We start from the raw sequence: 22,879 nt of genomic DNA, 5'->3' as shown, positions 1-22,879 counted from the left end.
TGCAACGGTGGCTGCGCACTTCATTCCGGCACGGCAATCGCGCATTCCGGCAAATCCACGGTCGGAATCGGCAGCCGGTTATGCAGAAGCGGCAACCATATCGGCAAGCGGATATGCAATTCCGGCAGAAACGACGTGGAAACCCTTGTGCCGCCAGGGTCAGGCCGGCTGGCCGATCTGCGCCGGTGCGCGCATCAAGGTATCGCGCGGCAGTTCGCCGAAGACCTTGCGGTAATTGTCGGCGAAGCGCGACAGGTCCCACAGGCCGCAGCTGAGCGCGATGGCCTTCACCGAGCGACGGCTGGAATCGGCCATCGACAGGCTGCGGCAGGCCGCGCACAAGCGCAGCATCGACAGGTAACGATTGGGCGAGGTACCGAACAGGTCCTCGAAGGCATAGCGCAGGCCGCGCTCGCTGACGCCAGCGGCATCACAGATTTCATTCATGTAGATATTGCGGCGCAGGTTGAGCCGCATGAAGTTCTCCGCACGCTGCGCAATCAGATAGTGCGTCCGGCGCGCACGGCTGCATCCCGGGCGGTCTGCCGCACCGGCGCCCAGCAGGGCCTGCACGTGCCCATGCAGAAGGCGTTCGGTTTCATCCGGCTGCAGTGCAATGCCCTGCCCCAACTGCTGGTGAAGTTGCTGGTAATACCCCACCAGCGGCGCTGAATCACTGGCCAGGTTGAACAAGGACAGCGCCTGGCCTGCGGGCGGCGTGCTGCGCAGGCTCAGCTCGGTCAGCTTGCGCTGCACGCGTACCAACGGCACCAGCATCAGGGTCATATGGGTGCCGGGGCTCAGTGTGAACTCACTGATACCCTCGGGCATGACGGTCAACGCCATTCCCGGCGTGAGTGGCACTCCGTGGCACCAGCTCAGCGTTTCATCGGTGGCGTGGATATACCCCAGCATCGCCCAGTCCGGAGGCAGCATGAAGCGCCCACGGCAATGGAAACCACAGCTGATGCTGCAGAACAGGGCTTCCTCGTGCACGCGCGAAGCGAAGGCCGCCCGTGGTCCGTTGCCATCGAGCAGAAGCAATTCGACATCACACACACGAAGCACGCCGCTCAGCGTCGCCAGGTCGATCGACCGCAGGCCGCTGTCGTCACTGTCTCCTACCCCACCATCGACCATGACAGTGTCGTCCCCCCCGTTGATCCGTCATGCGATGCGGCCCCCACTGCCTGACAGGGCGCACACCGTTACAGGAACCGCTGCCGGTGCCGGGAGAGGAACGGTCAATGCCGCACAGCCCACCCGGAAAAACTCCATAGCTTGAATGCGAGTATGCCCGATAATCTTCGCGGGTAAACCCACGGAATGCATTGAAGAAAACCGATACACAAGTGAAGAGTTTGTTGTCGTGTTTGGCACGGTTTTCGCATGCGAAAGTTTAGAGGAATCACATTATCTGCACGTGGATGAACCGTTTTGCCAACGAACGGATATTCGTCACAGAAACAATCTGAAAGTTTAAGGTCCGAGTGTTTTCTGCCGAATTTGCATATAGGTTCCGGTTGCAGCGGGCCGCCATTCAGGCAAAGTCGATATCAAGGTGATCCGGTCCTTATAAAGAGGCCGCATCCAGGGGGAACGCATGAACATGCGCGCATCGCACGATACTTCGACCACCGGCCTGGCGCCGTGCGGTCGTAGCCGCGCAGTCGGCGCCCTCCCTGGAAACGATCACCCTGCTTGAGCACAGTGGGCCCGTCCCGCTATGCCTCCTCCGCCAGGATCGGCGGAGGTCCACGGACGATCCCGGCGGAGCCGGGCCACCGCCCAACGCAGGTGTCCTGTTGTAGACAGGTAGAGGGAGACAAACGTCATGAACGCATCGATCCGCAGGTTCCTGAAGGAAGAAGACGGCGTTACCGCACTCGAGTACGGGCTGCTGGCCGCTGTGATTGCCGGCATCCTGATCGCGGTCGGCAACAAGGAGATCAAGGGGTTCTTCGAGACGCTGTTCAAGAATCTCTCTGATCTTGCTACCAAGGCATCAGGCTCCACGCCCGCAACCTGAGCGGCGTTCCAGGTTGGACCAGGGACAGCAACTGCCTACCGTCCACTGACGGACAATGGAGTGTGCGATGACACTGCTGGGACTGTTGGCCATCGGCGTGTGCCTGCGGATCGCGATCAGCGACCTGTATGCCCGCCGGGTGCCCAACACCTGGCTGCTGTCGGCGTGCGCGATCACGGTTGTCCTGATCATCGCCGGCCAGTTCAACGCGCCGCGCCTGCCGTGGGGTTCCCACGTCGCCGGCGCGGCGCTGGGCCTGGTAGCGCTGCTGCCGTTCCATGCAGTGCGCTGGATGGGCGCGGGCGACGTCAAGTTCTTCTCGGTACTGGGCCTGATGCTGGGCTGGCAGGCATTGCTGCCGATCTGGATCGCGGCCAGCCTCGCTGCTGGCGTCCATGCGGCGATCGTCCTGGTGTCGCGCCGACTGAGTTCATTGTTGCCGTTCGGGCTGCAGGCCCAGGTAGACCGCGCCAGTTCGCACTGGCAATCACATCCTGCGCTCCGTGACATGCAGAGCGCCCGGCAGGGACGCCACGGCATTCCCTATGCAGCCTACCTGGCGATTTCCGCCATCGGCTGGATCCTCATCAGCGCCTACGGAGGTGTGTCATGAACTCCCGCAGCCCCCGCCGGCAGCGTGGCGTCGCCAGCATCGAGTTCGCACTGATGCTGATGCTTGGACTGTTGCCGCTGCTGATGTTCACCTTTTCCGGCGTGATGATCATGGCTGCGCAGCAGACCCTGGCCACCGCCTCGGCCGAGGGTGCGCGCGCATCGTTGCGCTATGGCAATGCCAATGAGCGCCGTACAGCAGCATGTGTCGCGGCGCGCAACTCGATGCAATGGCTGTTGAAGTTCTCGGCGCAGACCGTCGACTGCAGCAATGGCGGCAGCAACGCCGTGGTGGTGTCGCCGCAGGCGCCCTGCGCGGGCTTGGCCACGGCCCAGTGCATGACCGTGACCGTCAGCTACGACTACGCCAGCCATCCCTTCCTGCCCGGCACCGCCACGCTCTACAAGTGGGTGATGCAGGCCCCCATCCGCAGCGTCGCGGTCGCACAGCTCGACCTCGGCAGCGGTAACTGACGATCGGTACAGGAGACGGTTTCATGCTCAAGTTGACCCGCATCGCCGCCGTTGCCCTGATCGGGCTGGCCGTGCTGCTGGCCCTGGTCGCCTTCATGATCGGGCGCAAGCCCGACGCCCCGGCCTCAGCGGCTCCGGTCGCGCAGAGCGAGGCCCAGACGTTCACGGTGGTGGAAGCGGTGGCGCGCCTGCCGGCCGGCGAACCGATCACCGCCAACGGGCTGCGCCTTGCGCAGCGCACCGCGCCGGTCGCCGGTACCGCCACCAGCATCGCTACCGTCGTCGGCAAGGTGCCGGTGCAGGATATCGCCGAAGGCACCGCCATCAGCAGCAGCGCACTGGCGCAGGGATTCTCGCTGCAGCTGCGCCCGGGCGAGCGCGCCCTTGCGGTGCCGGTCGATGAACTGGTCGGCGCTGGCAACCGCATCCTGCCCGGCGACTTCGTCGACGTCTTCCTCAACCTGCGCAATGCCCAGCCCAACGCCAGCGGCCCGGGCGAGGCTGCACAGACGCGCCTGCTGCTGTCCCGCCTGCGCGTACTCAGCTATGGCCAGCAGGATATTGCCCCGGCCACCAGCGATGCTGTCGCCAGCAACGACGGCGACAACCGCAACGACCCGCGTGCCGCCGACATCACCGGAAGCGGCAGCAGCCACACCACGGGCAACGAAGCCACCCAACCGGCACGCAGTGCGGTGCTGGCAGTCCCGGTGGCCGATGCCAATCGCCTGCTGCTGGGTGCGCAGCAGGGCAAGCTGTTCCTGGCCCTGCGCAATCCGGCTGATACCGGCCTGCCCGACCTCGCCCTGTTCCCGCAGTCGCGCGGGGTGATCGATCCGTTGCGCGGCCTGGATGCGGAACAGCAGCTTGCACTGCAACGACCGGAGAACCATGCCTTCGCCGGCATCGATGACGATGCGCTGGCTGGCCGCGGCACCGCTCCGGCGCGCGCCAATCCACAGGCGCCGGCACGCGCACCTGCGACGCGCCACAGGACCCAGCGCGCGCCTGGCATCGAAATCATCCGCGGGGACAGCTCTGCTCCCCGTGGTTCCCTTTGACCTGCATCGAGCGCATCCATGACCGAACGTCGCCGCAGTCCACGCCTCTCCCCCCGCCAGCGCTGGCTGGCCCTGCTGCTGGTGCTGCTGGCACCGGCAACAAGCGTGGCGGCCGACGATCTGGTGCTGCAGGCACGTGAGCAACGGCCGTGGACGCTGCCGGCCGACCTGGAGCGGGTCGCCATCGCCGACCCCGGCGTGGCCGATATCGTGATGCTGCGCGGCCAGCGCCAGGCACTGCTGGTCGGCAAGGCACCAGGCATCACGACCCTGCTGCTGTGGCACCGCAGGCAGGCCGAACCGCAGCGCCTGCAGGTGCGGGTGCAGAGCGCCGTGCAGGGTGCGGCCGACGCCGGCTCGGGCGGGCTGGTGTTCACCCAGCAGGACAACCAGGGCCTGCTGCAGGGAAGTACCGACAGCGTGCTCTCGCACATGCAGGAACAGCGCACCGCGGCGATGGCGCTGGGCAAGGACGGCACGCTTGCTGATACATCGACGGTCAGCAGCGGCGGCGTGGTCCAGGTCGAGGTCAAGGTCGTCGAATTCAACAAGACGGCGCTGAAGCAGATCGGCATCAGTTTCCAGAACCGCAATGGCAACTTCGCCTACGGCTTCGCCCGTCCAGGCGGCCAGCTGCCGGGCAACACCGGCATCCTGCCCGGGATGAAGGAAGGCAACTCCGGCAACGAAGCCGAGTCGCCCATTTCCTCTGCATTCCGCCTGGTGTTCGGCTCGACCAAGGGCCTGTGGAACGCCGATGTCGACCTGCTGCAGAGCAACGGCATGGCGCGTGTCCTGGCCGAACCGACGCTGGTCGCGCTGTCCGGCCAGAGTGCCAGCTTCCTGGCAGGTGGCGAACTGCCGATCCTGGAACCGCAGGGGCTGGGCACCACCACCATCACCTACAAGCCATTCGGCATCGGCCTGACCGTGACCCCGACGGTGTTGGCACCCAATCGCATCGCGCTGAAGGTGGCTCCGGAAGCCAGCGACCTGGACTACAGCAACGCCATCGCCCTCAACGGTGTGCAGATCCCTTCGATCACTACCCGGCGCGCAGACACTACCGTCGAGCTCGGCGACGGCGAGAGCTTCGTGATCGGCGGCCTGGTCAGCTCCAACGTGGTGTCCAGCGTCGGCAAGATCCCGTTGCTGGGCGACCTGCCGATCATCGGCTCGTTCTTCCGCAACTTCGACTACAAACGACAGGACAAGGAACTGGTGATCATCGTCACGCCGCGGCTGGTGAAGCCGCTGGCGCGCAACACCGAACTACCGCTGCCCGGCGAACGCGAGGCCAAGCCGAACCTTCCGGAATGGGGTTCGTGGCTGCTCGGCCCGATCAGCCAGGACCCGGTGCCCGGCTTCTCGCGTTGACTCCATGATGCCTGCGATACCACGACCATGCCCTACGCCACCGCCCAGCCGCTGCATCCACAAGGACCACCGATGAACCTGGTCCTGTACGGCATGGATCGCGAACTGCTGCCCCGGCTGGCCGCCAAGTTGCCGCCGGCCACCACCCTGCATTGGCAGGACAGCAGCATGCCGACTTCCGCGCAGGACCTGCAACGCGGACCGGAAAGCCTGGTGCTTCTCGATTTCCGTCCCGAGCACGCGGCCGCCTCCAGCGTGCTTGCACAGCAATTGCAGCAGACCGAGCCGGAGCTGATGCTGGTCGCGGTCGGTTCCACCAGTGCCGGCCAGGTGGAAGGTGTGGTGATGGCGCTGCGCGTGGGCCTGCGTGACGTGCTGGACCTGGACAGCGACAACATCGGCATCGAAGCAGCGCTGCGCCGCGCACTGTCGCCACGACCGGCTCCTTCGGCGCAGCTGGCACACAAGGCACGCCTGATCGTGCTGCTGGGGGTGCGCGCCGGCGTCGGCACCAGCACTCTTGCGGCGCATCTGTCGGTGCTGGCGCAGCAGACCCGCGCGCTGGCCCAGGGCGACGCGCTGCAGCAGGACGGCCTGCTGCTGGAACTGGCGCAGCCCTCGGGCGACCTTGCGCTGTACCTCAATCTCGACAGCCGCTTCCACTACGAGGATGCGCTGCGCAATGCCAGCCGCATCGACGCTACCCTTGCCCGCACCGCGATGGCGCGTCATGAGTCCGGGCTGGTGCTGCTGGACCGTGCAGGTGGCAGTGATGCGGTGCCACCCTCGGACCCGGGCGCATTGCTGCAGCGGCTGCGCGGCGTGTTCGCCAGCGTGCTGTGCGATGCCGGCGGCTGCCCGCTGCGGCAGTTGCCACCGCTGCTGCTGGACCAGGCCGACGAGATCTGGCTGGTCACCGACGCCTCGATCGCCACGCTGGTGTCACTGGACCAGGCACTGAAGCACCTCGCTGGCCAGCGCGAACGCGAGAAGCGCCTGCAGCTGCTTATCAACCGCCACGACGACAGCAGCGGCATGAGCCCGGAGCAGATCGCGCGCCGCTTCGAGGTGCCGCTGCTGGCAACGTTGCCCGAACGACCGCGCGTACGCCTGGCGGCCAGCCAGGGCCATCTGCTGCTGCAGGATGCGCCGCGCGACCCCTACCTGCGTGCCCTCGCCCCGCTCGTCCCGCGATTGGATCCGGCTGCGTGCCCGGTCCAGGCGCAGGGCCTGCGGGAAAGACTCTCCCTTGCTCTGGGTGGATCGCAATGGAAGACAAGGTAACTCCGTTCCCGCATGCCGCTGCCCGCCCGGTGCTGCCCGAGAGCGCCGCCGGCCATCTGCCGTTCGCACAGACCGAGCAGTACCAGAAGGTGCTGTCGGCTGCGCACGAGCACCTGCTCAACAGCATCGAGGACGAGCGCATCGACATCGATTCCTGGGCCCCGGACACCATCGCCCGCTGGGTGCAGGTGCAGACCGTGGGCTTCATCCAGGAATGGCGCATCCCGATCAACGAGGAAGAGATGCAGGTGGTTGCCGAAGGCCTGGTCAAGGAGCTGACCGGGTTTGGCCCGCTGGACGACCTGCTGCACGATCCATCCATCGAAGACATCCTGATCAACGGCTTCAAGGATGTGCACGTCTCGCAGGGCGGCCAGCTCAAGCGCGCCACCCAGCGCTTCACCGACGATACCCACCTGCTGCGCATCCTGCGCCGCATCCTCGCTCCGCTGGGGCGCCGCCTGGATGATTCCAACCCGATGGTCGATGCGCGACTGCCCAACGGCGGCCGCCTCAACGCGATCATCTCGCCGCTGGCGGTGGACGGACCGATGGTGTCCATCCGCAAGTTCCGCAAGGACCCGTTCACCCCCGATGAGCTGCTGGCCAAAGGCACCTTCGATGCACCCATGCAGGCGCTGCTGAAGGCGATGGTGCTGGGCCGCTGCAACATCCTGGTCTCCGGTGGCACCAGTTCCGGCAAGACCTCGCTGCTGAACGCACTGGCCAGCTACGTGCCGGCCAACGAACGCGTGATCACAGTTGAGGACACCGCCGAACTATCACTCAACCATCCGCACGTCGTACGCCTGGAAAGCCGGATCGGTGGTGCCGAGGGCCAGGGTGCGGTCAGCATCCGCGACCTGGTGCGCAACAGCCTGCGCATGCGTCCCGATCGCATCGTCGTCGGCGAGGTGCGTGGCGCCGAGGTACTGGAAATGTTGCAGGCGATGAATACCGGCCACGACGGATCGATGGCCACCATCCACGCCAACTCGCCGCGTGACTGCCTGTACCGCATCGAGATGCTTGCCGGTTTCGCTGGCTTCCAGGGCAGTGAGGACAGCCTGCGGCGGCAGATCGCCAGCGCCATCGACTTCATCGTGCAGATCTCGCGCCTCGGCAGTGGCCGCCGCGTGCTGGTCTCGATCACAGAAATCACCGGCGTCAGCGACAACCTGATCACCACCCAGGAAATGTTCCGCCACGAGCTGCAGATCGACGGCAACGGCAGGGAAATCGATCGCTGGATCGGGTTGGGCTTCCATCCGCATTCGCACAAGCTGGAGCCATTCCGCCAGCAGCTGCGCGAATCCCTGTACGGGGACTTCTGAGCATGGGCACTGGGCTGCTGCTGGGCGTACTGAGCATCATCTCGGTGCTGCTGGCTCTGGCGGTCTGGCTGTGGGGCACAGCCAGCAGCCGCGAGCAGCGCCAGGCATCGATGCAGCACGCCGAACAGCGCCTTGCGCGTGGCAGCGCCGGTGCTGGCGCCCCCGCTGGCGCCTCCGTTGCAGCGGCCAACGATCCGCCGCGACCGGCCAGCAGCGGGCGACGCGTGCTGCCATTGGACGGCCTGCTGCAGCGCGCCGGCCTGCAGACGGGCTGGAAGCTTCCCATCATGCTGCTGGTGCCGGGGCTGGTGCTTTCTGTGGTGGCGATGCTGCGGCTCGGCACCGCATGGATGTTTCCGCTGACCCTGCTGCTGTACCTTCTGGGTTGCTGGCTGTGGGTGATGCGGCGGACATCGAAGCTGCGCGCGCAGCTGCTGCATCAGCTGCCGGATTTCCTCGACAACCTTGTGCGACTGACCGCGCTGGGCAACAGCCTGCAGGCGGCGTTCCAGGTGGCATCGATGCAGACCAGCGCACCGCTGCGTGGCCTGCTGGATACCACGGTGCGCTATGCGCGCAGCGGCATGGACCTGGACCGCGCGCTCGCACTGGCGGCGCAGCCGTATCGCATGGATGTGCTGAAGGTTCTGTCGGTGGTGGTCGGGGTCAGCGTGCGCATTGGTGGCCGCTCCGACCAGATCCTGCAGCGCATGGGTGATTTCATGCGCGACCTGGAACAGGCGCAGCAGGAACTGGCCGCGACCACCTCCGAGACGCGCATGTCAGCGTGGGTGCTGGGCCTGCTGCCACCGGCCAGCGCCGTGCTGATGGCAATCTCCAGCCCCGAGTTTTTCCAGCCGGTCCTGCACGATCCACTCGGTCACAAGATCCTGCTGATCGCACTGGGGCTGGAGCTGTTCGGAGCATTCCTGCTGTATCGCCTGGCCAAATCACTATGAACCGCCGCAGCCACCCCGGAGATGCCCGATGAGCGCGAGCGCCTGGTTCGCCCTCTCCCTGCTGCTGCTTGCGGCTGGCATCGCCCTGCTCGGCATTGCCGGCTGGGTGCGCAGCCATCGCGAACACCGCACCTCGGCCACGTTGAAGACCGCCCTGCAACCGCGCGAAGAGGCGCGTGACAACGAGACCACACAACGCGATTCACTGGGCTGGCTGGAGCGATTCGGCCGCGCGCTCAGTGGCGGTCGCCTGGAAGCTGCGCTGCTGGCCAATGAAGATCGCCTGCTGCTGGACCTGGCCAGCTGGAACACGCGTCGCGGCACCGCAATCTATCTCGGCCTGCGCTTGCTTCTGGCGCTGCTCGTGCTGGCATTGGCGCTGGCCTTCAGTGATGCCACGGGACTGGCCAGGATCATGGTCGTGATCGGTGCGCTGGCCGCCGGCCTGTTGCTGCCAAAGTTCGTTCTCTCTTCCTGGGTGAAGCGGCGGCGGCGGGCCGTCGACAACGAGTTGCCTCTGCTGATCGACCTGCTGCGGCTGTTGCAGGGCGTGGGATTCAGCATGGACCAGAGCCTGCAGACGCTGGGCGACAAGTTGCGTGACGCGCTGCCGGTACTCGGTGGCGAACTACAGGAAGCCAACGTGGCCTACACCCACGGCCGCACCCGCGCGCAGTCGCTGCGCCGCTTGAGCGAAGTCTATGCCGACGACGACCTGAGCAGCCTGATGCAGCTGATCCTGCAGGTGCATGCGCACGGCGGTGCGGTACAGGAGCCGCTGCGGCAGTTCAGCGTCCGCCTGCGCGAACAGCGCCGCAATACCTTGAAGGAAAAGGTCGGCAAGCTCTCGGTCAAGATGACCGTGGTGATGATGCTGACCCTGCTGCCAGCGCTGATGCTGGTCCTTGCCGGCCCCGCGCTGGTCGCGCTGGCCACAACCATGTCCAAGATGGGATCGCCCTGATGCCTGCCCTGCGCAACACCTGCCTGCTGTTTGCTCTCGTCGCCGTCGCCGGCGGCTGCTCATCGACCACGCCGAAGTATCTGCGTGCGCCCAGCCTGGCCGCGCCCGAACCGGCACCGCAGGACAGCCGCAACGCCTACCTGGAGCTGATCGAGCGCATGCAGCAGCAGGGGGCGTGGTATGCCTCGCTGGCGCATGTCGATGCCTTCCGCCAGCGCTACGGGGACCCGCCGGCGTTGCGCCTGCTGCAGGCCGATGCATTGCGCGAGACTGGACAGGCCGACGCGGCGATCGCCCTGTATCGCGACCTGTCCAGCGGTCCGCAGGCGGCTGCGGCGGCACATGGCCTCGGCCTGATCGCTGCGCGCCGCGATGACGATGCCGGCAGCGAGCAGGCGTTGGCGCAGGCCACCCAGCTGCAGCCATTGAATACCAGCTACCTGGGTGACCTCGGCTATGCACGGCTGCGCGCGGGCCGCTTCGAGCAGGCGCGCGAACCGCTGGCCAAGGCGCTGGAGTTGTCACCAGGCAACGCCAAGGCCACCGCCAACCTGGCGCTGTGGGCGGTGCTTCGTGGCGATACCGCCACCGCCGAGCGTCTTGCCCAGCAGGCCAACCTCAACGAAGAAACCCGCAACAGCATCCAACAGCAGGCCGCACAGATCCGCGCCCGCCTGCAGCAACGTCATGCCGCTGCCGCTGCTGCGGCAACGGTCACGCCACCCGCCCCAGCGACGGCGATGGCGGCGGCCAGCAGCAATACAACAGGCAGCACACGACTGGCAGCCGAACCGCGCCGCGATGCCCGTGATGCGCGCGATCCGCAGCGCCTGCCGCCCTCGATGCTGGAACGCTTCAGCGCCTCCGACCGCCCGAACGGGAACACACCATGACCGCGACACCCCTGTCCCGACGCCTGCTGTCCGTATTGACCTGCCTGCTGGTTGCGGGAGCCGTGCAAGCGCAGCAACAACCGTTGACCGGGCAGATGCTCGGCGGTGGCAGTCCATCCACCCCGGCAGCGCAGCCACTGCAGTCCGAGCCACTGCCTACGGTCGACCTGGCAGCGCCCGCCACACCGACGCCGGTAACCGCTACCACGGCGGTTGTCGCCGCCGACGGCATCGCTCCAGCACCGCGCCCGGTACGCAGCCAGATCGGTGATACCGCACGCAACCTGTTCCGCCTGCAGGCATCAGGACAGCAGGCCGGGCAGCATCTACCGATCCTCGGCGACCAGGCCACCCTGAGCTATGCCCGCTACATCAAGAGCTTTGAACACGAGATCCCGGACTTCTTTGAAACCGATGTCGCCAAGTCCAAGGGAACATCCTCATCCGGACGCTGAGGTAGGCCATGAAACGCCCACGCCAGTTCAGTTTCAGCCGCCCGCGTGGTGGCATGTCGATCACCATGATGCTGGTCATGCTGGCATTGCTGGCGATGCTGGGTCTGATCGAAATCGGCTATCTGTTCTGGGCCAAGCGTGACGCGCAGAAGGTCGCCGACCTGGCCGCACTGGCCGGCGCGCAACGACTGGAGCTGTGTACCTCGGACAACAGCGACAACAGTGCGGCGCGGCAGAGTGCGCTGACCCAGAACAAGTTTGCGGGGAGCCTGGAGATCCGTTGTGGGAACTGGAACGTGACCCGGGCCACCGAGGGGCACTTCAGCCCGGTCGTCGATGCGGCGAATCAGCGCAACGCCGTTCGTGTCATCACCCGCCGCGCGGTGCTTCCCTTCTTCGGGCAGAACAGCAGCCTGCCGACCGTGACCGCCCAGGCCGTGGCGCGCCGTGCAGAACCTACGGCGGTTTTCAGTGTCGGCTCGCAACTGCTGCGCATCAACGGCAACACGCCACTGGGAAATGTCCTGAAACTGGTGGGTGCCGACCTCGACAAGACCACCCTGCTCGGTTACGACGGCCTTGCACAGGCGCATATCACCCCGAATGGACTGCTCCAGGCACTGGGCATTCCGATCGACGTCAACATGGGCGTGGCGGAGTTCAACAACCTGCTGGCCGGCCGCAAGGTCAAGCTGGGCAAGATCCTTCAGGCCACCGTTGACCTGCTGACCCAACAGGGCGTTGCCCACGTGGACCTGAGTGCACTGGAGAATGCCCTGGTCGTGAAGGGCATCGACCTCAAGCAGCTGGAGGTGAAACTCGGTTCCGATGACAGCGGCGGCGGCTTGTTCGCACGCGTGGTCGCGCCGGATGGAACGATTTCCAGCGCGCTGCAGGCCGATGTCAATGTGCTGGACCTGATCGGCACCAGCATCAGCATCGCCAATGGTGGCCGTGCAGTCTCGGTCGATGAACTCAACCTGCTGGGCCTGGTCAATGCGAAAGCCGCCGTGGTGGAGCCGCCGTCAATCGCCATCGGTGGCATTGGCTCGCGCGCCTACAACGCGCAGATCCGCGTCTTCCTCGACATCGATACCAACAACATCCCCGTTGCAGGCGGAGTGCTTTCACTGTTGGGCATCCGCCTGAAGCTGCCGGTCCATGCAGACGTGACCAATGCAATGGCGACCCTGACCAGCCTCCAATGTGGCAGCACACCTCCCACGGCGACGATCAAGGTCGAGTCCTCCGTGCTGCGCGCATGCGTCGGCAAGGTGGCCGACAGCGAGCGGTTCTCCAAGCAGAATGTCTGTGGCGACACCCTGCAGAAGGAACAGATGCTGACACTGCTCGGCGCCCCGCTGATCAATGACAGCATCAAGGTCAATACGCTGACCGACACTCAAAGCCTCACCCTCCCCGCCGGCGCGACCGGTTCAACCCAGGTCAACTCGCTGGAGGTGGGCACCGCCGTGTCCGACCTGGTCAGCGAACTGCTGCGCGTACTCTCCGGCGTGCTCGATCCACGCGACGACGGCATGAGCCAGGGCTCGACCGCAGCGCAGTTGGCCGATCGCTACCTGAAAGCCGCCAACGTTGGTCGCAATCGCTATGACGTCGATGCGTCCATCAAGCTGCTTGAACTTGGCGACCAGACACGGGGGCTGAAACCCTTGGGCGCGTGGGTTGTACCCAAGGGTGTTCCAAAACCCTGCCTGGTGGGCCTGCTCACATGCTGGGAGGATGGTTCCGTCTGGAAGGGCTATCGCACGGCCGTGACTGGCGAAGGGCTGGGCGTGCTGCCGGCACTGCTGGGTAGCCTGCTCGGCGGACTGACCGTCAACCGGTGCGCAAGCCTGCTGATTTCCTTGAGCGATCAGGCCTACAACAACTGCATGACGCAGAACCTCGCGTCCTACCTGCAGACCGCCCAAGACGGCTTCCTGGACCAGTTCGCCGGCGAGGGCGTTACCGCCCCCGGCAATGGCCCGGTCAGTTGTTCGGGCCTCCTCTGCTTGCTGCTGAAGCCCGCCCTGGATGTCCTGAAGCCGCTGCTCAACAGTGTCGGCTCGCTGCTGCGCTCGCTGCTGGCCCAGGTGCTGGGCCTGGAACTAGGCCGTACGGATGTGCATGTGCAGTCCATCCAGTGCACGCCCGCGCAACTGGTCTACTGACCCGTGACGGGCGCCCTTGGCGGCGCCCGCGCCCATGCTAGACTCCCGGCGGGGAACCACCTTCATCTCAACCCACACTCATCCGTGGATGGTCTAGACATGCGAGAAACTTCAGGGGGCGCGGTCTTCGCCCGGCACGCGCGCAGCGCGGCAATGCTGGCCGTGGCCATGGTGCTGGTGGCACCGGCGGCGATGGCTGCACGAGGCGACCGCGAAGCTGCCGCAGAGCCGGCCGCGCGCACTGCACCGGTGGTACGCAACACCGTTGACGAACTCAAGCAGCTGATGGATGCGCGCCAGCTGACCGAGCTGCGCACCACCTACAACGGCAACTATGGCGCCAGCCTGCTGTTCAACGCCAACACCCTGACCTACTACGTCGCCCTGTTCCAGGAAAAGAATTTCTGGCGGGTGATCAAGACCGACGCCGTCGACAACGCCGAGCGTGTTTACCGAACCTTCGCGCAGCAGTCCGAGCAGCTGGCACAGGTCTATATCGACACTACCCGCCTGGAAGCCGGCAAGCGCTATACCGAGCGCCTGGTGGCCTACAACGAGGAGCGCCTGCGCACCCTGCAGCAGGAAATGGAACAGCAGCAGGCACAGTCCGCCCAGGTCAGCGCTGCCCTGCAGCAGGCCCAGCAGCAGGCGGTCAGCCTGAGCAGCGACGTGCAGAGCACCAACAGCCAGCTGGATGCACTGCAGCGCCGCATCCAGATCCTGCAGGCCGAACAGGGCAACCCGGAACTGAGCCTGCCCAAGCCGGACAGCGTGCCCTCGCCGGCACCGGCGGCCAACGACGGACGCTGAGGTCCAGGACCTGGCATTTGCTGACAACGGCGCCCAAGGGCGCCGTTGTCGTTTCTGGCACTCCTGGATTCAGCGACACGCGTCATGCACCGCGTCATCCAGCTGCCGCCGCTGTACGAAGTCCAGGCGCTTGGCCTTGGCGAGCGCCTGCCCGCGTTGCTGCCGCGCACGCTCACAGGCTGTGGGATCGGTGCTGATGGGTATCAGCGCGGCGTGCGCCCGGCCCGACCGCACGCTGCGAGGTCGGGCCGGGACTGCACTGGCCGCCTTGGCTGCCTTCGGCAACGGACCACGCGACAGCGACGCCTCTGCCGGCACCTCCCATCGCCATTCCGCACGCCCCTGGCACGGCGTCTGCTGGTAGACCGGATGCGGTCCATCCACGCACTTGTAGACATTGGTCTGCGCATGCACCACTGCGGCCAACAGGAGGCACAACAGGGGGCTGCATCGCACTCTCGGCATCGCGGGCTCCTCGACCAGGCTGCGGCCATCGTCGACATGCCGACCACGTTGCGCCAGAGCGATATGCGTCAGGGCCGGGCAATCCAGCACAGCCGTGCAAGCCGCCCGGCGTGCGCTGCGCTGTACTGCCGAAGGCACCGGCATCCACGCCAGCGCCTTCCCTCCCTTCAGCCAAGGAAACCACAATGAGCAACTTCGTCACCGTCGCCGACGGCGCGCGCATCTTCTACAAGGATTGGGGTACCGGACAGCCGATCGTGTTCGCTCACGGCTGGCCACTGTCTTCCGATGCCTGGGACCCGCAGATGCTGTTCATGGGCCAGAACGGCTTCCGCGTGATCGCTCACGACCGTCGCAGCCACGGCCGCTCCAGCCAGACCTGGGACGGCAACAACATGGACACCTACGCCGATGACCTGGCCGCCGTGCTCGAGGCGCTGGACCTGAAGGACGCGATCCTGGTCGGCCACTCCACCGGTGGCGGCGAAGTGGCCCATTACATCGGGCGCCACGGCAGCAAGCGCGTGGCCAAGGTGGTGCTGGTCGGCGCCGTGCCGCCGCTGATGCTGAAGACCGATGCCAACCCGGCCGGTACCCCGCTGGAGGTCTTCGACGGCATCCGCAAGGGCACCAGCGGTGACCGCTCGCAGTTCTTCAAGGACCTGACTACGCCGTTCTTCGGCGCCAACCGCGACGGCAACAGCGTTACCCAGGGCATGCGTGATTCGTTCTGGCTGCAGGGCATGCTCGGTGGCGTCAAGGGCCAGTACGACTGCGTGCACGAATTCTCGGAAGTGGATTACACCGAAGACCTGAAGAAGATCGACGTGCCGGCGCTGGTCGTGCACGGTGATGACGACCAGATCGTGCCATTCGATGCCTCGGCCAAGCTGTCCTCGCAGATCATCAAGGACGCCGAGTTGAAGGTGTACGCGGGTGCGCCGCACGGCCTGACCGTCACCCACGCCGACCGGTTCAACGCCGATCTGCTGGCGTTCGCACGCGGGTGATGTACCGCGGCGGCACCATGACGATGCCGCCGCTTCTGCGGTCGCAAAAAGGGGACGGAGGGGATTAAGTCGCTTGTGTACAAACGACTTAATCCCCTCCGTCCCCTTTTTTGTCAGATATCGCTGTGGTGGTGCGGGACCCCGGTCTTCGGCAACGGATCATGGCCGCCCACGAAATGGCGCACCACCGGCGCACGTTCGCCACGATGCAGCCCGCGCAGCACTTCCTGGATCGCCTTGTCATCGGCGGTGATGCGTTCGTGCTGGCGCAGGTGCTCCAGCCACGATGGGGTCACGAAATACTCAAGGTGGATGCCTGGGCTGGCCACGTCCTCCACTACTCCCCAGACCACGGCGCCATCACGACGCCGGATCGTTCCCAGCGCGCGCATCTGCGCCTGGAACTCGGCGCGGTCAGCATCGTCAATCCGGTACTCGAGGGTGACCAGTACCGGGCCGCAATCGTTCGATACCGGCACCGACAGTTCCGGTGCCGGCCAGTGCCCGGCCGGACTTAGGTTCAGATCCTCGGTGCCAGCGATGCGCACGCGCCACACCAGCAATCCGCCGATCACTGCGCCGGCGGCAGCCACCAGCAACGCCAGCTCCGGCGAGGTGCGCTGCGCCAGCGCGCCCCAGCTCAGGCCACCGGCCGCCATACCAGCGGAGAACACCATGATGTACAGCGCCAGTGCACGCGCCCGTACCCACGCTGGCACTGCGGTCTGCGCGGCAATCTGCAGCGACGACAGCACGGTGATCCAGGCAAAGCCATTGATCAGCATCACCAAGGGCAGCACGTACCAGCTGCGGGTCAGCGCCAGCCCGACCAGGCTGAGCGCCAGCGACAGCGTGGCCAGCAGCACCAGCAGGTCGCGATCCATCTGCGCGCGCAGCTTCGGCAGCAACAACGCACCACCCACGGCACCGATCCCGATGCAGCCGAGCAGCATGCCGTACTGCCCCGCCCCACCCTGCATCTGGCCGCGTACCACCACCGGCAGCAGTGCATTCATCGCCGCAGCAAAGAAGAAGAAGCCGACCGACTTGATCAACACCGCCTGCAGGCGCCCGGCGCGGCTGGCATAGCGCAGGCCCGCCTTCAGACCGGCACCGAAGCCTTCCGGCGGCAGGCTGGACTGTTTCGGGTCGCGATTCCACCCCCACACCACGAACAGCATCGCAGCGAAGGTGATGGCGTTGAAACCGAACGCCCAGACGGCGCCGAGCTGGGCGACGATCACGCCGCCGATGGCCGGGCCGATCGAGCGTGCGATGTTGATGCCGATCGAGTTCAGCGCCACCGCCGAGGCCAGCATCGGCTGCGGCACCAGTTCGGACACGATCGCGGCCTGCGCCGGCATCGCCATGGCCGCACCGCAGCCCATGCAGAAGGTCAACAGCACCAGCAGCTGCGGGGTCAGCAGGTCCATCGCGGTCAGCGTCGCCATCACGGCGGCGACCAGCAGCATCCAGCCCTGGGTCGCCAACAGGTACTTGCGGCGATCAACGATGTCGGCCAGCGTGCCTGCGGCCAGCGCCAGCAGCACGATCGGCACGGTGGTGGCCGACTGCACCAGGGCCACCATCAACGGCGAACCGGTACGCTCGGCCATCACCCAGGCGGCGGCCACGTCGTTGACCCAGGTGCCGATGTTGCTGGCCAGGATCGCCAACCAGATCGAACGGAACATCCGGATCTTCAGCGGGGACCAGGCACCTGCGGCCTGTGCGGGGGGTTGCGACGCGGTTGCGTTCACCATTGCCATGCTCCAACGATCGAGGCGAACAGCGTGTCCTGGCCTCCGGCCTGCTTCAGTGCAGGACCGGCATCGACCCAGGCCAGCTGCAGCTGCCATTGCCAGTGTTCGCTGGCCTCCCAGCGTGTTTCGGATTTGTATTGATTACCGATGCGGCGCGCGCCACCAGCGCTGCCTGGCAACGCCACCAGCGGTGCGGGCGTGGTGTAGACCGCATCGGCACGACGATGCTTCCAGGCCATCTGTACGCCCAGTTCCGTCGTCACCGCGTCGTGCAGGCGTAGGGTCAGGGTCGGCTGGAGGTCCATCAGGTTGGCCGGGGCCAGCAGGCTGGCCTCGCTGAAGTAGGCCGACTTCGGGAACAAGGCGTTGAAGGTTCCCAGGCGGCCGTCATGCAGGTTGCCATCGCCACTGGCGATGTCTGCCTTCAACCCCAGCCGCGGCTGCAGCGGCAGGTTCGTCCAGCGCCACCCCGTATCGGTAGCCAGCGTCCAGGCGCGGATATCGAGGGTGCCGGCGGTCGTCCGAAGGTCACCGCCCTGCGCCACCAGCTCGCTGTTCCAGTCCAGTGCACTGGCCTGGCCGAACCAGCGCGCGCCCAGAGTCTGCCGACGTTCGGTACCGCTGCCTGCGGCGAAGCGCGCGCCTTCGCGGCGGTAGTCCAGCAGGTACAGATCCCACTGTCCCGCGCCCTGTCCCCGCACCGTGGTGGCATAGGCACCCCACAGGTGGGCACCGTGCTCGCCGCGATCATCAAAGGCACCCGGTCGGTTTTCCACTGGCCACAATGCCATCAGATCAAGCGTACCGAGGCGACCTTTCCAACCCACACGCGCACCGTCGAACCCCAGGCGGATGTTCGGCCCGTCGCGCACCGACAGCAGCCGTGAACTTCCATAGCCTGCTTCCTGGCGGCCGAGTTGCAGGCGGAAGCCACCTCGCTGCCAGCGCCAGTACGCCTGCTGCACATCCAGCGCGCTGCGGTCGGTACGGCCAGGGCCGCCGGCTTTGCCATTCTCCCCATGCACACCCAGCTGCAGCTTCGCCTGCCAGGTGTCTTCCACATAGGTGGCCGAGGCCAGCGCACGCAGCAGGCCATAGCCGTCCTCCGTGCCACCGATACCGAGCCGGGTCGGGTCGTAGTACAGCCCACGCACGCGCAGCGACGCATCCCATTGCAGTTGGCCGTCACCGGCGTCACTGCAGCTCCCCCCCTCGCAGGCCAGCGCCAGCGATGGCACGGCCAGCAGCGCCAGGCTCAGAACGCGAAGCACGAGCATCCCATCGCACCCCAGAACGCGGTCAGGTCATCGGTGGGCGCCGCGTGCCGTGCAGCATGACCATGAGCACCGTGAGTGCTGCAGGCTACGCCGTGATGGTGGCGATGGGCGGCGGCCAACCCGGTGGCGGTACCGCCGACGTGGTAGCCACCGAACCTGTTGACCGGCGACCAGTTGGGCATCGCCGGCGGCAGCTGCGGCGCAAGCCCTGCATAGTCGGCGTCGGCATGCACGATGCGGCCACCGACCACGGTCAACACGCTGGTGATGTCGGCGATCTGCGCATCATCGACACGGAAGAAGTCGGCCGAGAGCAGGATGAAATCGGCCAACTGGCCGACCTTCAGCGTGCCCTTGACTGCTTCGTCGCCGGAGAACCAGGCACTGCCCTGGGTCCACAGGCGCAGTGCCTGCTCGCGTTCGAGCAGGTTCTCATCGCCATACAGGGCCAGGCCGCCGACGGTGCGCCCGGTCACCAGCCAGGACAACGCCACCCACGGGTTGTAGCTGGCCACACGGGTGGCGTCGGTACCGGCACCGACCGGCAGGCCCTCGGCCAGCATGCGCTTGACTGGCGGCGTATGCCGCGCCGCCTGCACGCCGTAGCGCTCGACGAAGGCTTCGCCCTGATAGGCCATGCGATGCTGCACGGCGATGCCGCCGCCCAGCGCACGGATGCGCTCGATGTTGCGCGGGGTGATGGTTTCGGCGTGATCGATGAACCAGTGCAGGCCATCGAAAGGCACCTCGCGATTGACCTGTTCGTACACATCGAGGATGCGGGTGATGCTCTCGTCGTACGTCGCATGGATGCGGAACGGCCAACGCTTCTCGACCAGCAGCTTCACCACGTCGTGCAGTTCCGGTCCCAGCTCCGGCGGCAGTTCTGGACGCGGCTCGTTGAACAACTCGAAGTCGGCCGCGGAGAACACCAGCATCTCGCCGGCACCGTTGTGGCGCAGCAGGTCATCACCCTGCCGCGGCTGCAGCATCTCGCTCCAGCCGCGGAAATCATCCACTTCCTTGCCCTTGTTCTGGGTGAACAGGTTGTAGGCGACGCGCACGGTCAGCTGGCCATCGCGGTGCAGCTGCTCGATGACCTGGTAGTCCTCGGGGTAGTTCTGGAAACCACCGCCGGCGTCGATCACCGAGGTGATGCCGAGCCGGTTCAGTTCACGCATGAAGTGACGCGTCGAATTGGCCTGGTACTCGATCGGCAGGCGCGGCCCCTTGGCCAGCGTCGCATACAGGATCAGCGCATTCGGCTTGGCCAGCAGCAGCCCGGTCGGGTTGCCCAGCGAATCGCGCACGATCTGCCCGCCCGGCGGATCCGGCGTGTCCTTGGTGTAGCCGCAGGCGCGCAGCGCGGCGCGGTTGAGCAGCGCACGGTCGTACAGGTGCAGCAGGAATACCGGCGTATCCGGCGCGATGTCGTTGAGCTCCTGCAGCGTGGGCAGGCGCTTCTCGTTGAACTGGGTGGCGGTGAAGCCACCGACCACGCGCACCCACTGCGGTGCAGGCGTGCGGTCGACCTGCGCCTTCAGCATGTCCAAGGCATCGCCCAGCGAACGCAGGCCATCCCAGCGCAGTTCCAGGTTGTAGTTCAGGCCACCACGTATCAGGTGGGTATGGCTGTCGTTGAGGCCGGGCAGCAGGCGCCGGCCCTGGGCGTCGATCAGGGTCGCTTCATTGCCCCAGCCACGCATGATCTCTTCATCGCTGCCGACGGCGACGATGCGTCCTTCCTGCACGGCCAGTGCCTGCGCATGCGGCTGCTGCGGGTCGAGGGTGGTGATACGGGCATTGCGGATGACCAGCGTACTCATGCGACGCTCCTTGGAAGTGGAATCGAGTGCGGCAGCGGCACGGCCGGCCAGGCCGAGCGCTACGGCAGCGCCGCTGGCCAGCACCACGTTGCGGCGGCCTTGATCGAGTGGATCGTGACTCATGCGAGGTCTCCGGGAAGGCGGTGGACGTCCAGTGCCCAGGTGCCGGGCCCGGCCAGCGCGATGGCCAGCAGTACCGTGGTCCACATCAACGGGTACTCACTGCCGCCGCGCATCCAGAACCAGCCCCTGGGCAGGGCCAGCAGGACGGTGAAGCCGATGAAAGCGGCCGCCGCAAGCGCAGCGATACGGGTCTGCCATCCCAGCAGCACGGCCAGCCCGGACAGCACCTGCAGCAGGGCCAGCAGCAGCGGCAGCGGTGCTACCGCCGGCAGCCCGAAGCCGCGCAGCTCGGTAGCGAAGTCGGACAGCCCCGGCCCACCGAACCAGCCGAACAGCTTGCCCAGCGCGTGTGGCAGCAGGAAGCCTCCTGCCGCCACGCGCAGCATCAACAGGGCCAGGTCGAGGCCATGGCCAGCCAGCATGCTCAGTGCCCGCCCTCCTGTGCGCCGAACATGCTCTTGGCGTACTGGATGCCGATGCCATAGCCGCCGGCGTGGTCGCGGGCAATGCCGGTGGTCAGCTCGTAGGTCTCACCCCGTGCCCAGTCACGCTGCAGCTCAAGCAGGTACTGCACGCTGGTCATCGGCACCGCACCGGCCTGCACCATGCGGGTGATCGCACGCTCGTGGGCTTCTTCGCTGACATCGCCGCAGGCATCGGTGATCACGTAGACCTCGAAGCCCTGCGCCAACGCCGACAGCGCCGGCCCGACAATGCAGACGCTGGTCCACAGGCCAGCAACAACCAGGCGACGCTTGCCGATGCGGTTGATCTCATCGATCACCGGTTGGTCTTCCCAAGTGTTCATCGAGGTGCGGTCGAACACCGTCTGGCCCGGGAAGATCTCCGGCAGTTCCGGGAACATCGGGCCGGAGAACGACGCTTCGGCCACCGTGGTCAGCACGACCGGCACATTGAAGCCCTTGGCGCCCTTGCTGATCAGCGACACGTTGTTGCGCAGCGCCGAAATGTCGATGGTGTGGGTGGCGAACGCCATCTGCGACTGGAAGTCGATCAGCACCAGGGCATGGTCGGTGGGCGACAGCAGGGCCGGGGCGGGCGTAGCGGTGGCAAGGCTCATGGGTGGACTCCGTTGGAAACATGATCAGGGGGAAGCAACAGGGCGGCATCACCAGCCAGGTACTGGCCGGGGCTGCAGCCGGTCTCGGCGCGGAAGCTGCGGACGAAATGGCTCTGGTCGAAGAAGCCCAGCTGCTGCGCCAGGCACGCCATCGGCAGCTGCGCGCCGGGCAGCAGTTGCCGCGCGCGTTCGATGCGGCGACGACGCACATAACGCAATGGGCTGGCGCCGGTACCGGTGCGGAACAGGCGCACGAGGTGGAAGCGGCTGACACAGGCGGCCTGCGCCAGCTCTGTCACCCGCAGCGGCTGTGACAGGTGTTCATCGACATAGCGCAAGGCGCGCTGCAATGCGGCGGCCTGCTGCGGTGCCAGCGCCACGGCGGGCGGAACGGGCGGAACAACGGTGGCCATGGGGGACGCCGCGAAGGGGTGGCCCATGGTGCGTGTGCGCCGGGCGATGCCCTACCCCCGTCGGTCGAAGGCAGCGCCTACCCGAATGGGGGAGGTCGATGGCCGAGCCGGCGACGACCGAACAGCCGCGCATCCAGTGAATAGGCACCCGGGCCCAGCGCCAGCAAGGCCAGCGGCAACACCACCAGTGGCCACGGCAGTGCCTGTGCATACAGGCCCAGTGTTGCCGGCACTACCGCCAGCGGCGTCAATACGCCCAGCGCGAGCATCGCCACCGCCAGTAGGCACAGCGCCGACAGCCAGCCCGTGTGCGCGCCCGGTGTGCACAGCGCAGCGGCCACGCACAGCCGCAGCCACAGCAGGCCGATGCCCGGACCGCGGTCGGGGAACATCACGAACAGGCGCTGCATGGCCGGGCTCCAGAGGACATGCCGGCGTGATAGCCGACGGCGGCGCCCGCCGCGTACCCCGTTCGGGTCACCCCGGGCTGCCCCA

At 66.4% G+C, this 22,879-nt stretch carries 23 protein-coding genes; 14 read left to right on the top strand and 9 right to left on the bottom strand.

Annotated elements, in window-relative coordinates; genetic code table 11:
• Positions 1 to 159 precede the first annotated feature (159 nt).
• Positions 160 to 1,140, bottom strand: coding sequence for an AraC family transcriptional regulator (locus tag AC13GA_RS09080; RefSeq protein ID WP_482997924.1), 981 nt, complete (start codon positions 1,138 to 1,140; stop codon positions 160 to 162).
• Positions 1,141 to 1,834: 694 nt separating this feature from the next.
• Here AC13GA_RS09080 and AC13GA_RS09075 point away from each other — a divergent pair.
• The 13 genes from AC13GA_RS09075 to AC13GA_RS09015 all read left to right on the top strand — a co-directional run bounded on the left by AC13GA_RS09075 (position 1,835) and on the right by AC13GA_RS09015 (position 14,426).
• Positions 1,835 to 2,029, top strand: coding sequence for a Flp family type IVb pilin (locus AC13GA_RS09075; RefSeq protein ID WP_136638080.1), 195 nt, complete (start codon positions 1,835 to 1,837; stop codon positions 2,027 to 2,029).
• Positions 2,030 to 2,096: 67 nt separating this feature from the next.
• Complete coding sequence (locus AC13GA_RS09070) at positions 2,097 to 2,642, top strand: A24 family peptidase (RefSeq protein ID WP_482997923.1); 546 nt, start codon at positions 2,097 to 2,099, stop codon at positions 2,640 to 2,642.
• Positions 2,639 to 3,115, top strand: a complete 477-nt coding sequence (locus AC13GA_RS09065; RefSeq protein ID WP_136638082.1) for a TadE/TadG family type IV pilus assembly protein — start codon at positions 2,639 to 2,641, stop codon at positions 3,113 to 3,115. Before AC13GA_RS09070 ends, AC13GA_RS09065 begins: the two co-directional genes overlap by 4 nt.
• 23 nt (positions 3,116 to 3,138) lie before the next feature.
• Positions 3,139 to 4,176: a Flp pilus assembly protein CpaB gene (gene cpaB / locus AC13GA_RS09060; RefSeq protein ID WP_482997922.1), complete on the top strand. Its 1,038-nt coding sequence runs from the start codon at positions 3,139 to 3,141 to the stop codon at positions 4,174 to 4,176.
• Between the two features lie 18 nt (positions 4,177 to 4,194).
• Positions 4,195 to 5,553, top strand: a complete 1,359-nt coding sequence (locus AC13GA_RS09055; protein WP_136638084.1) for a type II and III secretion system protein family protein — start codon at positions 4,195 to 4,197, stop codon at positions 5,551 to 5,553.
• Between the two features lie 27 nt (positions 5,554 to 5,580).
• Positions 5,581 to 6,837 carry a CpaE/TadZ family protein gene (locus AC13GA_RS09050; RefSeq protein ID WP_482997921.1) on the top strand — a complete coding sequence of 419 codons (1,257 nt, stop codon included), beginning with the start codon at positions 5,581 to 5,583 and terminating at the stop codon, positions 6,835 to 6,837.
• Positions 6,822 to 8,171 (top strand): TadA family conjugal transfer-associated ATPase, encoded by a 1,350-nt coding sequence (locus tag AC13GA_RS09045; RefSeq protein WP_136638086.1) that lies wholly within the window; start codon positions 6,822 to 6,824, stop codon positions 8,169 to 8,171. The genes AC13GA_RS09050 and AC13GA_RS09045 overlap by 16 nt, the downstream gene beginning before the upstream one ends.
• Positions 8,172 to 8,173: 2 nt before the next feature.
• Entirely contained in the window at positions 8,174 to 9,130 is a 957-nt protein-coding gene (locus AC13GA_RS09040) for a type II secretion system F family protein (RefSeq protein WP_136638087.1), read from the top strand.
• Between the two features lie 28 nt (positions 9,131 to 9,158).
• The gene (locus tag AC13GA_RS09035; protein ID WP_136638088.1) at positions 9,159 to 10,094 is read left to right on the top strand and encodes a type II secretion system F family protein; all 936 of its coding nucleotides are present in this window, start codon (positions 9,159 to 9,161) and stop codon (positions 10,092 to 10,094) included.
• Positions 10,094 to 10,987 (top strand): tetratricopeptide repeat protein, encoded by an 894-nt coding sequence (locus AC13GA_RS09030; protein WP_482997920.1) that lies wholly within the window; start codon positions 10,094 to 10,096, stop codon positions 10,985 to 10,987. The genes AC13GA_RS09035 and AC13GA_RS09030 overlap by 1 nt, the downstream gene beginning before the upstream one ends.
• Positions 10,984 to 11,442, top strand: a complete 459-nt coding sequence (locus AC13GA_RS09025) for a DUF3613 domain-containing protein (RefSeq protein WP_482997919.1) — start codon at positions 10,984 to 10,986, stop codon at positions 11,440 to 11,442. Before AC13GA_RS09030 ends, AC13GA_RS09025 begins: the two co-directional genes overlap by 4 nt.
• Positions 11,443 to 11,450: 8 nt before the next feature.
• Positions 11,451 to 13,616 carry a TadG family pilus assembly protein gene (locus AC13GA_RS09020; RefSeq protein WP_136638091.1) on the top strand — a complete coding sequence of 722 codons (2,166 nt, stop codon included), beginning with the start codon at positions 11,451 to 11,453 and terminating at the stop codon, positions 13,614 to 13,616.
• Positions 13,617 to 13,715: 99 nt separating this feature from the next.
• A complete protein-coding gene (locus AC13GA_RS09015; RefSeq protein ID WP_482997918.1) occupies positions 13,716 to 14,426 on the top strand; it encodes a DUF2968 domain-containing protein in 711 nt (236 codons plus the stop codon).
• Positions 14,427 to 14,495: 69 nt separating this feature from the next.
• On the opposite strand, the gene AC13GA_RS09010 is transcribed toward AC13GA_RS09015, so the two are convergent.
• Positions 14,496 to 14,891 carry a hypothetical protein gene (locus AC13GA_RS09010; RefSeq protein WP_482998094.1) on the bottom strand — a complete coding sequence of 132 codons (396 nt, stop codon included), beginning with the start codon at positions 14,889 to 14,891 and terminating at the stop codon, positions 14,496 to 14,498.
• Positions 14,892 to 15,076: 185 nt separating this feature from the next.
• On the opposite strand from AC13GA_RS09010, the gene AC13GA_RS09005 reads away from it, so the two are divergent.
• On the top strand, positions 15,077 to 15,901 hold the full coding sequence (locus AC13GA_RS09005; protein WP_482997917.1) for an alpha/beta fold hydrolase: 825 nt from the start codon (positions 15,077 to 15,079) through the stop codon (positions 15,899 to 15,901).
• A gap of 113 nt (positions 15,902 to 16,014) precedes the next feature.
• Here AC13GA_RS09005 and AC13GA_RS09000 read toward each other — a convergent pair whose 3' ends face one another.
• From AC13GA_RS09000 to AC13GA_RS08970, 7 genes are all read right to left on the bottom strand, one after another.
• On the bottom strand, positions 16,015 to 17,664 hold the full coding sequence (locus AC13GA_RS09000) for an MFS transporter (protein ID WP_482997916.1): 1,650 nt from the start codon (positions 17,662 to 17,664) through the stop codon (positions 16,015 to 16,017).
• Positions 17,658 to 18,941, bottom strand: coding sequence for an alginate export family protein (locus AC13GA_RS08995; protein ID WP_482997915.1), 1,284 nt, complete (start codon positions 18,939 to 18,941; stop codon positions 17,658 to 17,660). The genes AC13GA_RS09000 and AC13GA_RS08995 overlap by 7 nt, the downstream gene beginning before the upstream one ends.
• Positions 18,920 to 20,767, bottom strand: a complete 1,848-nt coding sequence (locus AC13GA_RS08990; protein ID WP_482998093.1) for an amidohydrolase — start codon at positions 20,765 to 20,767, stop codon at positions 18,920 to 18,922. Before AC13GA_RS08990 ends, AC13GA_RS08995 begins: the two co-directional genes overlap by 22 nt.
• A 119-nt stretch (positions 20,768 to 20,886) precedes the next feature.
• The gene (locus tag AC13GA_RS08985; RefSeq protein WP_482997914.1) at positions 20,887 to 21,312 is read right to left on the bottom strand and encodes a DoxX family protein; all 426 of its coding nucleotides are present in this window, start codon (positions 21,310 to 21,312) and stop codon (positions 20,887 to 20,889) included.
• 2 nt (positions 21,313 to 21,314) lie between these two features.
• Entirely contained in the window at positions 21,315 to 21,971 is a 657-nt protein-coding gene (locus tag AC13GA_RS08980; protein WP_482997913.1) for a hydrolase, read from the bottom strand.
• Positions 21,968 to 22,411 carry a helix-turn-helix transcriptional regulator gene (locus tag AC13GA_RS08975; RefSeq protein ID WP_482997912.1) on the bottom strand — a complete coding sequence of 148 codons (444 nt, stop codon included), beginning with the start codon at positions 22,409 to 22,411 and terminating at the stop codon, positions 21,968 to 21,970. Before AC13GA_RS08975 ends, AC13GA_RS08980 begins: the two co-directional genes overlap by 4 nt.
• A gap of 50 nt (positions 22,412 to 22,461) precedes the next feature.
• Positions 22,462 to 22,794: a hypothetical protein gene (locus AC13GA_RS08970; RefSeq protein WP_482997911.1), complete on the bottom strand. Its 333-nt coding sequence runs from the start codon at positions 22,792 to 22,794 to the stop codon at positions 22,462 to 22,464.
• Between the last annotated feature and the right edge of the window lie 85 nt (positions 22,795 to 22,879).

It is taken from the genome of Stenotrophomonas sp. 22DLJC03 (assembly GCF_056861405.1).
The sequence above is the reverse complement of the archived record's forward strand: the minus strand, read 5'-3'. Positions and strand labels throughout refer to the sequence as shown.